The organism is Kitasatospora sp. MAA19, assembly GCF_029894125.1.
Lineage (GTDB): Bacteria > Actinomycetota > Actinomycetes > Streptomycetales > Streptomycetaceae > Kitasatospora.
Map to the genome: position 1 here is coordinate 95378 of NZ_JARXYZ010000014.1, position 12732 is coordinate 108109.

Consider the following 12732-nt stretch of genomic DNA (forward strand, 5'->3'; position numbering starts at 1 on the left):
AAAATGTGCTGCCGATCGAGGTGATTCATGAGGTCGGCGGCGCCGGGTCCGCGCCGGCCCCGGGCGGGGCGAGATGGCGCCGGAACCAGTCTCCGGCGAGCTCGGCCACCTGGTCCAACGTGCCCGGCTCCTCGAACAGATGGCCCGCGTGCGGCACCACCACCAGCTCGCTCTCGCAGTGCAACCGGGCCAGGGCCCGCCGGTTGAGGTCGATCACGGTGCCGTCGAGGCCGCCGACCACGAGCAGCGTCGGGGCCAGCACCCGGCCCAGGACGTCCGGCCCGGCGAGGTCGGGGCGCCCGCCGCGCGAGACCACCGCGCCGACGGCGGGCCCGAGCGCTGCGGCGGTGTGCAGCGCGGCGGCGGCGCCGGTGCTGGCGCCGAACAGGCCGAGCGGCAGGCCCCGGGTCTCGTCCAGCGCGCTCAGCCGCTCGGCGACGGCGGTCAGCCGGTCGCCGAGCAGGCCCACGTCGAACACCTTGCGGCGGTCCGGCTCCTCGGCCTCGGTGAGCAGGTCGAACAGCAGCGTGGCCAGCCCGGAGTGGTTCAGGTGCCGGGCGACGTGGCGGTTGCGCGGGCTGCGCCGGCCGCTGCCGCTGCCGTGCGCGAAGACGACGATGCCGCGCGCGGCGGCCGGGACGGTCAGCCGGCCGGCCAGGCGCACGCCGACGGCGGGCAGGACCAGCTCGCGGTCCACGCCGACGGGCCCGGGCGCCCGCCCGTCCAGGGCCTCGGCGAGCAGCCGCAGGACCTCCTCGTCGCCGGTCTGCGCGAAGTCGCCGTAGAACTCGCCGATCGCGAAGAACGGGGACGGCGTGCCGACGCAGACGAACTCGTCGGCGACCCCGGCCAGGCGGTCCGTCCAGTCCCCGGGGGCCACCGGGACGGCGAGCACCACCCGGGCCGCGCCCCGGGCCCGGACGATCCGGCAGGCGGCGTGGGCGGTGGAGCCGGTCGCGACGCCGTCGTCCACCACGATCACCGTGCGGCCGCGAAGGTCGGTGGGCGGGCGGCCGCCCCGGTAGCGGCGGGCCCGGCGCTCCAACTCGGCGCGCTCGCGCCGCTCGACCTCGGCCAGCTGGTCGTCGCCGATCCCGGCGAGCCGGATGACCTGCTCGTTCAGCACCCGGACGCCGTCCTCTCCGATCGCCCCCATGCCCAGCTCGGGCTGGAAGGGCACGCCGAGCTTGCGGATCACGCAGATGTCCAGCGGTGCGCCGAGCGCCGTCGCGACCTCGGCGGCCACCGGCACCCCGCCCCTGGGCAGGGCCACCACCACGGTGTCGGGGCCGCCCAAGTGGGCCAGGCGGGCGGCCAGCCGCCGGCCCGCGTCGGTGCGGTCGGTGAAGTGGGTCCCGGTGACGTGCATGACGCGGCCTCCGTGTTCCACCGTACGTCGGGGCGGCGCCGGGCGCGGGCACCGGCGGGCGCGGGCCCGGCCCGGTGCGGCCCGGTGCGGCCCGGTGCGGCCCGGTGCAGTGCGGTGCGAGACGGGGCAGGCACGCGGGAGCGGCCGAGCACGCACCGGGCACAGCCGGCCCCGGCCGGACACAGACCGGGGGTGCCGGTCCGCCGACCGGCACCCCCGGGGTCCTTCCGCGGCCGACGGGCCGCTACGGCTGCATCTCGTACGCGCCCGACAGCTCCTCGACCCGGGCCCACACCGCGGCCGCCCGCTCGGCGTTCGCGACCGGCCGGCGCACGTTCGCCAGCGCCCAGGCGGCCTGCTGCTCGGTGGTCGAGGCCTTGCCGTGCAGCTCGGTGGCGTGCGCGGAGAAGTCGCGGACCAGCGCGTCGAAGATCTGGTCCAGGACGTCCTCGTCCACGCCGGTCAGCTCCGCCTGCTCCAGCACCAGCTGGCCGTAGACGATCAGCGCGAACAGCTGGCCGATCTCCAGCAGGAAGTCCAGGTCCGCCTGCTGCTCCTTGCTCGGCGCGTGGCTGAGAAGCAACTCGCAGAAGCCGTCGGCCTGTTCGCGGAAGCGGGCGACGTTCGGTAGCTGCGCGTGCCGGTCGTAGGCGGCACGCCAGTCGTGGAAGCGGATCGCGCCGAGGCCGCGGGCCGGGCCCTGGCGGAACAGGAAGGCGTCGTCGGCCGCGTCCAGCCGGGTCGGCACCGGAGCGTAGTCGGCCGGGGCGAACAGGTAGTTGCCCATGAACTTGAGGATCAGCGCCAGGTTGACGTGGACGGTGCCCTCCAGCTTCGGCAGGCCGCGGATGTCCTTCGCCGCCTTGTCGAAGTAGGTGTCCGCCTCGAAGCCCTTGGCCGCGATGACGTCCCACATCAGGTCGATGACCTTCTCGCCCTCGGTGGTGACCTTCATCTTGGTCATCGGGTTGAACAGCAGGTACCGGCGGTCCTCGGGGGAGGCGGTGCGGAAGTAGTCCACGGCCCGCGCGCTGAACAGCTTCATCGCCACCAGGCGGGCGTACGCGTCGGTCAACTCTCGCCGCACGTGCGGGAAGTCGGTGACCTTCCGGCCGTACAGCACCCGGTTGTGGGCGTGCGTGACGGCCTCGTACATCGCGTGCTCGCAGATGCCGACCGAGGCCGTGCAGAGGTTGAACTTGCCGACGTTGACGGTGTTCAGCGCGGCGTCGAAGGCGGCCTGCCCGGTGTGCAGCACGTCCTCGGCGCGCACCGGGTAGCCCTCCAGCCGGAACTCGCTGACGTACATCTGGGCGTTCACCACGTTCTTGACCAGGTGGTACGCCTCGTGCCGGCTGTCGGCGGCGAAGAAGACGTAGCCCTCCGGGCCCTCGACGTCGGAGCGGCGGCCGAACACCGAGACCAGGCCGGCCACGTTGCCGTTGCCGATGTAGTACTTGGAGCCGGTCGCGGTGAAGCCGCCCTCGCCGTCCGGAGTGAGGATCATGTCGGTGGAGTAGATGTCGGCGCCGTGGGTGCGCTCGGAGAGCCCGAACGCCATCACGTGGCCCTCCCCCAGAAGCCGTGCGGCGCGGGCCCGGAGGGCCTCGTTGCGGCTCTGCCAGACCGGCCCGAGGCCGAGGATGGTGACCTGCCAGGTGTACCAGTAGCCGAGGCCGTAGAAGCCCAGGATCTCGTTCAGCTCGGCGATCCGGGAGGTGTCCCAGCGCTTGTCGGGGTCGGCCGCCGACGGGGTCAGGAACTCCGCGAACAGGCCCTCCTTGGCGGCGAACTCCAGGAAGTCGGCGTACCAGGTGCGGTCGACGTAGGTGTCGATCAGCGCCTTCTTGCCGCGCGACTCGAACCAGTCCACGGTCGCGCGCAGCAGCCGGCGGGTCGGCTCGTCGAACTGCGCGGGGTCGTACGTACGCGGGTTGAAGAGCATCACGGGCTCCCGGGGGTCGAGGGTGTGGAGAGGCGGTGCAGGGTGGCGAGCACGTCGTCGAGCCAGGCGAGGGTCATCCGCTCGTACTCGATGCCGCCGCGCAGCACCACGTGCTGAAGCGCCTGGCGGGCGTCGAGCGCGGTGGGGTCGGGGAAGTCGCGCTGCTCCCCGTGCAGGTAGCGGGCGAGCAGGGCCGCGTGGCTCTCGCGGTGCCGTTCGACCTCGGAGACCAGCGCGGCCGGGTCGTCGAAGGCGGCGGCGCGGATCTTGACCGCGAGCTCGTGCCGGACGGACTCCGGCTCGACCGGTTCGCGCAGCCAGCCGGCGAGCGCGGCCCGTCCGGCGCCGGCCGCCGAGTAGACCTTCTTGTCCGGTCGGCCGTCCTGGGCGACCTCCTCGGCGGCGACCCAGCCGTCGGCCTCCATCCGCCGCAGCACCCGGTAGATCTGCTGGTGGGTGGCGGTCCAGAAGCGGCCGATGGAGCGGTCGAAGCGCCGGGCCAGCTCGTAGCCGGAGCCCGGCTGCTCCAGCAGTGAGACGAGGATCGCGTGCTCCAGTGCCATGACCGGCATCCTCCTATGCAACGAATTGCATAGGCAATGGGACATCGGAGTGGTGAGACGCAGGTCACCGGCGTGATCGGATGGTTATCGATCATTTAGGACAAAAAGTCGCACATTGTTATAGAAGGGCCAGAATGGATAGAGGGCCACGCGCCCTCCATGTTCCGGACCATAGGAGGTGGTATCGGTGTCTACCCAGATTCCGATGGGCATGGAGCATCACCCGGACATCGTCGAACTCCGGGAGCACTACGAGCGGATCACCTCGACCCCGCGCGCCCAGGGCGTGGAGGCCCTGGCCGTGCTGGCCGGCCTCTTCCTGGCGGCATCGCCCTGGATCGTCGGCTTCAGCACCTTCAGCACCCTGACCGTGACCTGCCTGATCGTGGGCCTGGCCTACTGCCTGCTGATGGCGGGTTACGGGTCGGCCTACGAGCGCACGCACGCGCGGGCCTGGGCGGCCACCGTGCTCGGCCTCTGGACGATCATCTCTCCTTGGGCCGTCTCCGGATCGGTCGCGCACGGCAAGAACATCGTCACCTGCGTCATCCTCGGTGCCGTGATGTTCCTGCTCGGTCTCGCGGCGATCTCCATGGCCACGATCACGGCGAACGGAGCATCGATGCGGCGCGGCCGGGCCGGCCGGGCCAAGGGCTGACACTGCCGACAGCCCGCGTCCGGGGCGCGGAGGGCCCAACGGCCGCCCTCCGCGCCCCGGCGTACGTTCCTCAGGGTGCCGCGGGCCTCGCCGCGGCCGTCACGGGTGGCTTCGCCGTGGCCGTCACGGGCGGGTCATCCGCAGGACGTCCAGGGCCTCGTCGAGCTGCTCCCGGGTGAGCCTGCCCTGCTCCACGTAACCGCGCTCCAGCACGACCTGGCGGATCGTCTTCCGTTCGGCCAGCGCCTGCTTGGCGACCTTCGCGGCCTCCTCGTAGCCGATGTACCGGTTCAACGGCGTGACCACCGAGGGTGAGGACTCCGCGTACTCCCGGGCGCGTTCGACGTTGGCGGTGATGCCGTCCACCGTCCGGTCCGCCAGCAGCCGGGCGCTGCTGGCGAGCAGCCGCACCGACTCCAGCACGTTGCGGGCGAGCACCGGGAGCATCACGTTCAGCTCGAAGTTGCCGCTAACACCGGCCAGCGTCACCGTCGCGTCGTTGCCGACCACCTGGGCCGCGACCATCAGCACCACCTCGGGCAGCACCGGGTTCACCTTGCCCGGCATGATCGACGAACCGGGCTGCAGATCCGGCAGGTTGATCTCGCCGAGGCCGGTGCGCGGGCCGGATCCCATCCACCGCAGATCGTTCGCGATCTTCGTGAACCCGACCGCCACCGTCCGCAGTTGGCCGCTCAGCTCGACCAGGGCGTCGCGGGCGCCCTGCGCCTCGAAGTGGTTCCGCGCCTCGGTCAGCGGCAGGCCGGTGGTGCGGGCCACCTCCTCGATGACCGCCGCCGGGAAGCCGGGCGGGGTGTTGATCCCGGTGCCCACCGCCGTACCGCCGAGCGGCAGTTCGGCGACCCGGGGGAGCGTCGCCAGCAGCCGCTCGCGCCCGTGCCGCACCTGCGCCGCGTAGCCGCCGAACTCCTGGCCCAGGGTGACCGGTGTGGCGTCCATCAGGTGCGTCCGGCCCGACTTGACCACCTGCGCGAACTCGGCGGCCTTGCGCTCCAGCGCCGCCGCCAGGTGCTCCAGTGCCGGGATCAGGTCCTGCGTCACGGCGGCGGTGGCGGCGATGTGGATCGAGGACGGAAAGACGTCGTTGGACGACTGGCTGGCGTTCACGTGGTCGTTCGGGTGGACCGGACGGCCCAGCCGCTCGGTGGCCAACGTGGCGATCACCTCGTTGGCGTTCATGTTGGACGAGGTGCCGGAACCGGTCTGGAACACGTCCACCGGGAACTCGCCGTCCCAGCGCCCCTCGGCGACCTCCTCGGCCGCCGCCGCGATCGCCGCCGCCGTCTCCTCGTCCAGGACGCCGAGACGGGCGTTCACCCGGGCCGCCGCCGCCTTGATCCGGGCCAGCGCGGCGATGTGCGCGCGCTCCAGCCGCTGGCCGGACACCGGGAAGTTCTCCACCGCCCGCTGCGTCTGCGCCTGCCACTTCGCGGCGGCCGGTACCCGGACCTCGCCCATCGAGTCGTGCTCGATGCGGTACTGCTGCGGGTCCCCCTGCGGGTTCGCCTGCGGGTCCCCCTGCGGCTTCTCCTGCTCGTCGCCCATGTCGCGCTGCACCTCCTGAACGGGCCGGTACGGCCCCGAGTGGTCTTCGATCACCACAGCCGCGCGCGGGCCCCGGGTATTTCCGACCCACCCCGCCTCCGGGCATGAGGTGGAAAAGATCGACTCATGTGGTGGTCCGCGTGCTGGACAAGGCCTCCGGCGGTGGTGGACGGGAGAGGCCGGGACGGTGACATGGTCACTCGAACGGATGAATAACTGCGTGGATCGCTTCAAACTGCCGTGCGCCGCTCCATACGCTCCTGCCCGGGCCGGGCACGCACCGGCCCACCCGGAGTGCTGCTGCTCGGCGTTGCCGCCGTTCGGTTTCGCCGCCGTTCGGCCCGGGTGACCAGCGACAGGGGGGCGGACGCATGACGACGACAGGACAGGGCATGACCGGGGGCGGGGACGACGGCGGGGAGCAGGACCGGGGGAGTGGCCGGGGCGGAGGCCTGGGGAGCGGGCAGGGTGGTGGCCGGGGCGGCGGGCTCACCCGGCGGCAGATGCTCGGCGCGTCGGCCGCCCTGGGCGGCGCGGCCTGGCTGTTGCGCGGCACCGTCGGCCCGGACAGCGCCGAGGCCGCCACCCCGGTGCCGCCCGGTCTGCCCGCCGGCACCGAGCTGTACCAGCGGGTCTTCCAGAACTGGTCCGGCGAGATCCGCACCGACCAGCTGTGGACCTGCGCGCCCCGCACCCCCGAGGAGGTCCCGGTCCTCGCCGACTGGGCGCACGCCAACGGCTGGCGCCTGCGCGCCACCGGCTACCGGCACACCTGGGCGCCGCTCACCGTCGCCAACGGGACCCCGGACAGCGCCCGCGTCCTGCTCGTGGACACCGGCCGCCACCTCACCGCGATCACCGCCGACTCGCCGACCACCGTCCGGGTCCAGACCGGCGCCACCATGGAGGACCTGCTCGCCCACCTGGCCGGCCGGGGACTCGGCCTGACCGCTTGCCCGGCGCCCGGCGAACTCACCGTCGGCGGGGTGCTCGCCATCGGAGGCCACGGCACCGCCGTCCCCGCCGCCGGCGAACTCCGGCCGGACGGGCACGGCTACGGCTCGGTCAGCAACCAGGTCGTCCGGCTCACCGCCGTCGTCCTCGACCCGGCCACCGGCCGCTACACGCTGCGCACCTTCGACCGCGCCGAGGCCGACAGCGCCGCCTTCCTGGTGCACCTGGGCCGGGCGTTCCTCACCGAGGTCGTCCTGCGGGCCGGCGCCGACCGGCCGCTGCGCTGCGTCAGCCGCCTCGACATCCCGGCGAGCGAACTGTTCGCCCGCCCCGGCAGCGCAGGCGCCGGCGGAGGCTCCGGGGGCGGGCTGCTCGGTGGCCTGCTCGGCGGTGGCGGCCCGCGCACCCTCGCCGAGTTCGTCGAGCGCGACGGCCGAGCCGAGGCGATCTGGTTCGCCTACACCGAGTACCCCTGGCTGAAGACCTGGAGCGTCACCCCGGCCAAGCCGCTCGCCTCCCGGGCCGTCGACCAGCCCTACAACTACCCGTTCTCGGACATCATCCCGGAACCGGTCGCCCGGCTCGCCGGCCAAATCATCGCCGGTGCCTGGGGATCGGCCCCGCTGTTCGGCCAACTCCAGTACCTGATCGCCAAGGTGGCACTCACCGGCGACCTCACGGACGTCCTCCTCTCCGGCGGACTGCTCCGCGACCTGCTCAGCGGCGACCTGCTCACCCACCTGCTCGCCGGCGGCCTGCGCTCCGACCTCTGGGGACCCTCACGCACCCTGCTGCAGTACGTCCGACCCACCACCCTGAGGGTCACCGCCAACGGCTACGCCGTTCTCGCCAAGCGCGCCGACCTGCAGTGGGTGGTCAGCGAATTCGCCGCCTACTACCGGAAGTTGCTCGCCGACTACCAGGCCCGGGGGGAGTTCCCGGTGAACGGCGCGGTGGAGATCCGGGTCACCGGTGTGGACGACCCGACCTCTTCCGGAGTCCCGGGTGCGCGGCCGCCGCTGCTGTCCGCGCTGCGCCCGCGGGCGGACCGTCCGGAGTGGGACACCGCGGTCTGGCTCGACGTCCTGTCCTTCCCCGGCACCCCGGGGCTGGAGCGCTTCGCCCGCGACCTGGAGCAGTGGCTGCTGCGCACCTTCGACGGCACCCGGGCGGGCCTGCGGGTCGAGTGGTCCAAGGGCTGGGCGTACACCGCCGACGCGGCCTGGTCCGACCCGGACGTGCTCGGCCGGGTCATCCCCGCGAGCCTGCGTGACGGCGACGGCAGCGGCAGCGGCCCGGGCTGGGACGAGGCGATCGCCGTCCTGGACCGGAACGACCCGCACCGGGTGTTCGGAAACCCCTTCCTGGACGGGCTGTTGAAGCAGTGAAGCGCATGTGACCGGGTTCTGACGATCAGTCGGATGCGTTCTGCCGGATGTGGTCTGTCAAATGTGCTCTGTCAGATGTGCTCCATCACGATCACCGCGAGGGTGTCCGCCGCCAGCGCGCGGAAGATGTGCGGGGCGTCGCCCGGGTAACTCACGTAGTCGCCCGGGCCCAGCTCGACCGGGTCCTCCGTCGGCCCGACCAGTGCCCGGCCCGCGCCGATCATCACGTGCTCGACGGTGCCGGGCATGTGGGGGTCGGACGCCCGGGTCTCGCCCGGCTGCGCCTCGATCCGGTAGATGTCGCGCCGGGCGTTCGGCGGGCAGGAAGACAGGACGGTCGCCGCGTAGTCGGCGCGCGCGGAGTGGGTCACCGGGCCCTCGCCGGCCCGGATCACCTTGACCATCGGGCGCGGCGGGTCGACCAGGCGGCTGAACGGCACGTTCAGTGCGACGCCGAGCGCCCAGAGCGTCTCGACGCTGGGGTTTCCCGCGCCCGACTCCAGTTGGGAGAGCGTCGACTTGGCGATGCCCGCGCGCCGGGCCAGTTCGGCCATGGACAGCCCGCAGCGTTCGCGCTCACGCCGGATGGAGGCCGCGATCAGGCCGATCAGCTCCACGTCGGAACCCGTGGTCGGGGTGGTCCGGTCACTCATGCTCGCCACTCACGCATTCTTCTGGCTCCTACTCCGGCTCCCGGTACGGCTGGTGACGTTCATGCTGCCACCGGCGACGTCGGCTGCCCGCATCCTCGCGCGTTCGTCATGTCAGTCCATTCGTTCGCCTTGACGAACCATGGGCGACGGGTTCACTCTAATGGACATGCGTTCGCTACTCCGAACACTGGAGCGTGCCACCCTCCGTGACATCGCTCTCGTCTGCCTGGCCGACGCGCTCGTCGGCGCCTCCTTCGGCGCGATCAGCGTTGCCGGGGGGCTGCCCCTGTGGGTGCCGGTCGCCCTCTCCATCCTCGTCTTCGCAGGCGGCTCGCAGTTCGCGGTCGTCGGTGTGGTGCTGTCCGGCGGCGGCGTGCTCGCCGCCGTCGCCACCGGGCTGGTGCTCAACGCCCGGCTGCTGCCCTTCGGCTTCACCGTGGCCGACGCGCTCGACGGCCCGTGGTGGCGGCGGCTGTTCGGCGCTCAGCTGATCACCGACGAGACCGCCGCGTTCGTCCTGCGGCAGGACACCGGGCGGCGGCGCCGGGCCGCGTTCTGGCTCTGCGGGCTCGCGCTGTTCGTGGTGTGGAACGTCTCGGTGCTGCTCGGGGCCCTGGCCGGCGGGCTGATCGGCGACACGGACGCGCTGGGCCTGGACGCGGCCTTCCCGGCCGTACTGCTCGCCCTCGTGCTGCCCTCGCTCGCGGACCGGCGCACCCGTACCGCGGCCGTGGTCGGCGCCGTCGTCGCGGTCGCGGCCACGCCGTTCGTCCCGGCGGGGCTGCCCGTCCTGCTCGCCCTCGTCGGGCTGCTGTTCGCCGGGCGGCCGGGGGTGGGGATGTCGGAAGGGGCGTCGGGGTCGGGGTCGGAGTCGGCCGGACGGCCGGGCGTCGTGGTGGTCGAGCGGGAGGAAGTCCGATGATGCCGCTGTACGCCGTGCTGCTGCTGGCCGGTGGGACGTACGCCTTCCGCCTGGCCGGGCCGCTGCTCGGTCGCCGGCTCGCCCTCTCGGAGCGCCTGCGGCGTCTGCTCGCCGTCGCCGCGGCCGTCCTGTTGGTCGCCCTGATCGCCACCGGCGCCCTCACCCAGGGCCACGGCTTCGCCGGTTGGGCCCGCCCGGCGGGTGTCCTGGTCGCCGGTGTGCTCGCGCTGCGGCGCGCGCCGTTCCCGCTGGTGGTCGTCGCGGGCGCGGCGACGACGGCGCTGCTGCGGCTGTGCGGGGTGGGGTGAGGGCGACGGCGAACAGGTGACAGATGACAGATGACAACTTTCAGCGAACAGATAACAGATTTCGAAATCTGTTATCTGTTCGCTGTTCGCCGCCGTCCGTCACCCGGAATCCGTCGCGCCGTCAGCCGCCCAGCGCCTTGAAGAAGATCGTCGTCGGGTGCGGGACCCCCGCCGGGTCGGTCGCGTAGTCCGGCACCGAGCCGACCCGGGTCCACCCGGCGGTCTCGTACAGGCGCTCGGCCGGGCTGTCCGTCTCGGTGTCCAGCACCAGCAACCGCAGCCCCAACCCGGCCGCCTGCTCCTCCAGCGCCGTCAGCAGGCGCCCCGCCAGCCGGTGCCCGCGATCCGCCGGGTGCACCATCAGCTTGGCGACCTCCCCCCGGTGCCGGCCGTTCGCAGTCGTCGCCGGGCGCAGCTGGACCGTCCCGGCGAGCCGCCCGTCGGCCTGCGCCCGGACCGTCCACAGCAGCAGCCGCTCGGCCGCGACCTCCGGCGCGAGCGCTCGCCACCACGCGGTGGCCTCGTCCTGCCCCAGCGGCGCGAGGAAGCCGAGCGAGGCGCCGCCGTCGACGGTGTCCACCAGCAGCCCGGCCAGTTCCTCCGCCGCGCCGTGCAGCTCCTCCGCCGTCACCAGCCCGACCGCGTACCCGTCGCCGCCCATGTCGTCTTCCTCACTCGCTCGCCCACGCCCGCCGCTCGGCCGGGTGCGGAATACTCGCCGGTACTCCGCCGCGACCGGTATCCCGCCGAGACTACAAGGAGCTTCGATGACGAAGCCGACCCGGATCGACCCGTCCGACCTGCTCGCCGTCGGCGACCTCCTCTCCGACGAGGAGCGGCTGATCCGCGACACCGTCCGGAGGTTCACCGAGGAGCGGATCCGCCCGCACATCGGCGACTGGTTCGAGCGCGGGGTCTTCCCGGTCCGCGAGCTCGCCCCCGAGCTGGGCGCCCTCGGCGTGCTCGGCATGCACCTCGACGGCTACGGCTGCGCCGGCGCCGACGCGGTGGCGTACGGGGTCGCCTGCATGGAGCTGGAGGCGGCCGACTCCGGGCTGCGCAGCTTCGTCTCCGTGCAGGGCTCGCTCGCGATGCGTTCGATCCATGCCTTCGGCTCCGAGGAGCAGAAGCTGCGTTGGCTGCCCGGCATGGCCGCCGGCGAGCTGATCGGCTGCTTCGGCCTCACCGAGCCGGACTTCGGCTCGGACCCGGCCAACATGCGGACCCGGGCGGTGCGCAAGGGCGGCGACTGGGTGCTCTCCGGCAGCAAGATGTGGATCACCAACGGCAGCATCGCCGACGTCGCCGTCGTCTGGGCGCAGACCGAGGAGGGCGTCCGCGGCTTCCTGGTCGAGCGCGGCACCCGCGGCCTGACCGCCACCGACGTGCACGGCAAGCTCTCCCTGCGCGCCTCCGTCACCAGCGAACTCGCCTTCGACGAGGTGGTGCTGCCCGCCGACGCCGTCCTGCCGGGCGTCACCGGCCTGCGCGGACCGCTCTCCTCCCTCAACGAGGCCCGATACGGCATCCTCTGGGGCACCGTCGGCGCCGCCCGCGACTGCTACACCGCCGCCCTCGACTACGCGAAGAGCCGGATCCAGTTCGACCGCCCGATCGCCGGTTTCCAGCTCACCCAGCACAAGCTCGTCGAGATGATGCTGGAGGTCGAGAAGGCCTACCTGGTCGCCCTGCGGATCGGCCGGCTCAAGGAGCAGGGCGCGGCCCGCCCGCCGCACATCAGCTTCGGCAAGCTCAACAACGTCCGCACCGCGCTGGAGATCGCCCGCAGTGCCCGGACCGTCCTCGGCGCCAACGGCATCACCACCGAGTACCCGGTGCTGCGGCACGCCAACAACCTGGAGTCGGTGCTCACCTACGAGGGCACCAGCGAGATCCACACCCTGGTCCTGGGCGAGGCCATCACCGGCGAGTCCGCGTACCGCTGACGGCCCGTCCACCTCGGGAAATCCGGTGGCCGGGCCCGCGGCGGCCCGGCTACCGTCCCGACCATGAACAGTCGGCCCGCCACGCCCAGCACCGCCCCGACCACCACCCTCTGGCGCCCCACCGGCCCCGAGGAGCTGGCCCTGGTCGAGGCGTCCGGCTGGCGCGCCTGGCCGCCCAGGCTGCCTGAGCAGCCGATCTTCTACCCCGTCCTCACCGAGGACTACGCGATCCGCATCGCCCGCGACTGGAACGTCCCCGCCTCCGGCGTCGGCTACGTGACCAGCTTCGAGGTCGACACCGCCTTCCTCGCCCGCTACCCCGTGCAGCAGGCCGGCGGTCGGACGATCCTCGAACTCTGGGTCCCGGCAGGCGAGTTGCCGGAGTTCAATCGGCACATCGTCGGCCGCATCACGGTCGTCCACGAGTTCCGCCCACAGCCATGACACGTACAGCCGTGAC

Annotated in this window: 12 protein-coding genes; 6 read left to right on the forward strand and 6 right to left on the reverse strand. The window is 72.8% G+C overall.

From position 1 onward, the window contains the following. Positions 1-25: 25 nt before the first annotated feature. From P3T27_RS22015 to P3T27_RS22025, 3 genes are all read right to left on the reverse strand, one after another. Positions 26-1369: a phosphoribosyltransferase gene (locus P3T27_RS22015; RefSeq protein ID WP_280681012.1), complete on the reverse strand. Its 1344-nt coding sequence runs from the start codon at positions 1367-1369 to the stop codon at positions 26-28. Positions 1370-1613: 244 nt separating this feature from the next. Then, a complete protein-coding gene (locus P3T27_RS22020) occupies positions 1614-3314 on the reverse strand; it encodes an acyl-CoA dehydrogenase family protein (RefSeq protein WP_280681013.1) in 1701 nt (566 codons plus the stop codon). Then, the gene (locus tag P3T27_RS22025; RefSeq protein WP_280681014.1) at positions 3314-3877 is read right to left on the reverse strand and encodes a PadR family transcriptional regulator; all 564 of its coding nucleotides are present in this window, start codon (positions 3875-3877) and stop codon (positions 3314-3316) included. Before P3T27_RS22025 ends, P3T27_RS22020 begins: the two co-directional genes overlap by 1 nt. A 187-nt stretch (positions 3878-4064) precedes the next feature. Here P3T27_RS22025 and P3T27_RS22030 point away from each other — a divergent pair, with 187 nt between their 5' ends. Continuing rightward, positions 4065-4535, forward strand: coding sequence for an SPW repeat protein (locus P3T27_RS22030; RefSeq protein WP_280681015.1), 471 nt, complete (start codon positions 4065-4067; stop codon positions 4533-4535). Between the two features lie 123 nt (positions 4536-4658). Here P3T27_RS22030 and P3T27_RS22035 read toward each other — a convergent pair whose 3' ends face one another. Next, entirely contained in the window at positions 4659-6101 is a 1443-nt protein-coding gene (locus P3T27_RS22035) for a class II fumarate hydratase (RefSeq protein WP_280681019.1), read from the reverse strand. 371 nt (positions 6102-6472) lie between these two features. Here P3T27_RS22035 and P3T27_RS22040 point away from each other — a divergent pair, with 371 nt between their 5' ends. Next, complete coding sequence (locus P3T27_RS22040) at positions 6473-8443, forward strand: cholesterol oxidase substrate-binding domain-containing protein (protein WP_280681021.1); 1971 nt, start codon at positions 6473-6475, stop codon at positions 8441-8443. Positions 8444-8514: 71 nt separating this feature from the next. On the opposite strand, the gene P3T27_RS22045 is transcribed toward P3T27_RS22040, so the two are convergent. After that, complete coding sequence (locus tag P3T27_RS22045) at positions 8515-9096, reverse strand: XRE family transcriptional regulator (RefSeq protein WP_280681022.1); 582 nt, start codon at positions 9094-9096, stop codon at positions 8515-8517. A 166-nt stretch (positions 9097-9262) separates the two neighbouring features. Here P3T27_RS22045 and P3T27_RS22050 point away from each other — a divergent pair, with 166 nt between their 5' ends. Beyond that, on the forward strand, positions 9263-10018 hold the full coding sequence (locus tag P3T27_RS22050; RefSeq protein ID WP_280681023.1) for an AzlC family ABC transporter permease: 756 nt from the start codon (positions 9263-9265) through the stop codon (positions 10016-10018). Next, on the forward strand, positions 10015-10326 hold the full coding sequence (locus tag P3T27_RS22055; RefSeq protein ID WP_280681025.1) for an AzlD domain-containing protein: 312 nt from the start codon (positions 10015-10017) through the stop codon (positions 10324-10326). Before P3T27_RS22050 ends, P3T27_RS22055 begins: the two co-directional genes overlap by 4 nt. A 121-nt stretch (positions 10327-10447) precedes the next feature. Here P3T27_RS22055 and P3T27_RS22060 read toward each other — a convergent pair whose 3' ends face one another. Then, positions 10448-10987, reverse strand: a complete 540-nt coding sequence (locus tag P3T27_RS22060; RefSeq protein ID WP_280681028.1) for a GNAT family N-acetyltransferase — start codon at positions 10985-10987, stop codon at positions 10448-10450. Positions 10988-11093: 106 nt separating this feature from the next. Between P3T27_RS22060 and P3T27_RS22065 the strand changes: the two genes are divergently transcribed. Next, the gene (locus tag P3T27_RS22065) at positions 11094-12272 is read left to right on the forward strand and encodes an acyl-CoA dehydrogenase family protein (protein WP_280681030.1); all 1179 of its coding nucleotides are present in this window, start codon (positions 11094-11096) and stop codon (positions 12270-12272) included. A gap of 63 nt (positions 12273-12335) precedes the next feature. Next, positions 12336-12716, forward strand: a complete 381-nt coding sequence (locus P3T27_RS22070; RefSeq protein ID WP_280681031.1) for an ADP-ribosylation/crystallin J1 — start codon at positions 12336-12338, stop codon at positions 12714-12716. The last annotated feature ends 16 nt before the right edge of the window (positions 12717-12732 follow it).

Coding starts and splice junctions, on each gene's coding strand:
- P3T27_RS22040 (WP_280681021.1), top strand. CDS start 6,473: ATGACGACGACAGGACAGGGCATGACCGGGGGCGGGGACGACGGCGGG.
- P3T27_RS22035 (WP_280681019.1), bottom strand. CDS start 6,101: ATGGGCGACGAGCAGGAGAAGCCGCAGGGGGACCCGCAGGCGAACCCG.
- P3T27_RS22025 (WP_280681014.1), bottom strand. CDS start 3,877: ATGGCACTGGAGCACGCGATCCTCGTCTCACTGCTGGAGCAGCCGGGC.
- P3T27_RS22065 (WP_280681030.1), top strand. CDS start 11,094: ATGACGAAGCCGACCCGGATCGACCCGTCCGACCTGCTCGCCGTCGGC.
- P3T27_RS22045 (WP_280681022.1), bottom strand. CDS start 9,096: ATGAGTGACCGGACCACCCCGACCACGGGTTCCGACGTGGAGCTGATC.
- P3T27_RS22050 (WP_280681023.1), top strand. CDS start 9,263: ATGCGTTCGCTACTCCGAACACTGGAGCGTGCCACCCTCCGTGACATC.
- P3T27_RS22020 (WP_280681013.1), bottom strand. CDS start 3,314: ATGCTCTTCAACCCGCGTACGTACGACCCCGCGCAGTTCGACGAGCCG.
- P3T27_RS22015 (WP_280681012.1), bottom strand. CDS start 1,369: ATGCACGTCACCGGGACCCACTTCACCGACCGCACCGACGCGGGCCGG.
- P3T27_RS22060 (WP_280681028.1), bottom strand. CDS start 10,987: ATGGGCGGCGACGGGTACGCGGTCGGGCTGGTGACGGCGGAGGAGCTG.
- P3T27_RS22070 (WP_280681031.1), top strand. CDS start 12,336: ATGAACAGTCGGCCCGCCACGCCCAGCACCGCCCCGACCACCACCCTC.
- P3T27_RS22055 (WP_280681025.1), top strand. CDS start 10,015: ATGATGCCGCTGTACGCCGTGCTGCTGCTGGCCGGTGGGACGTACGCC.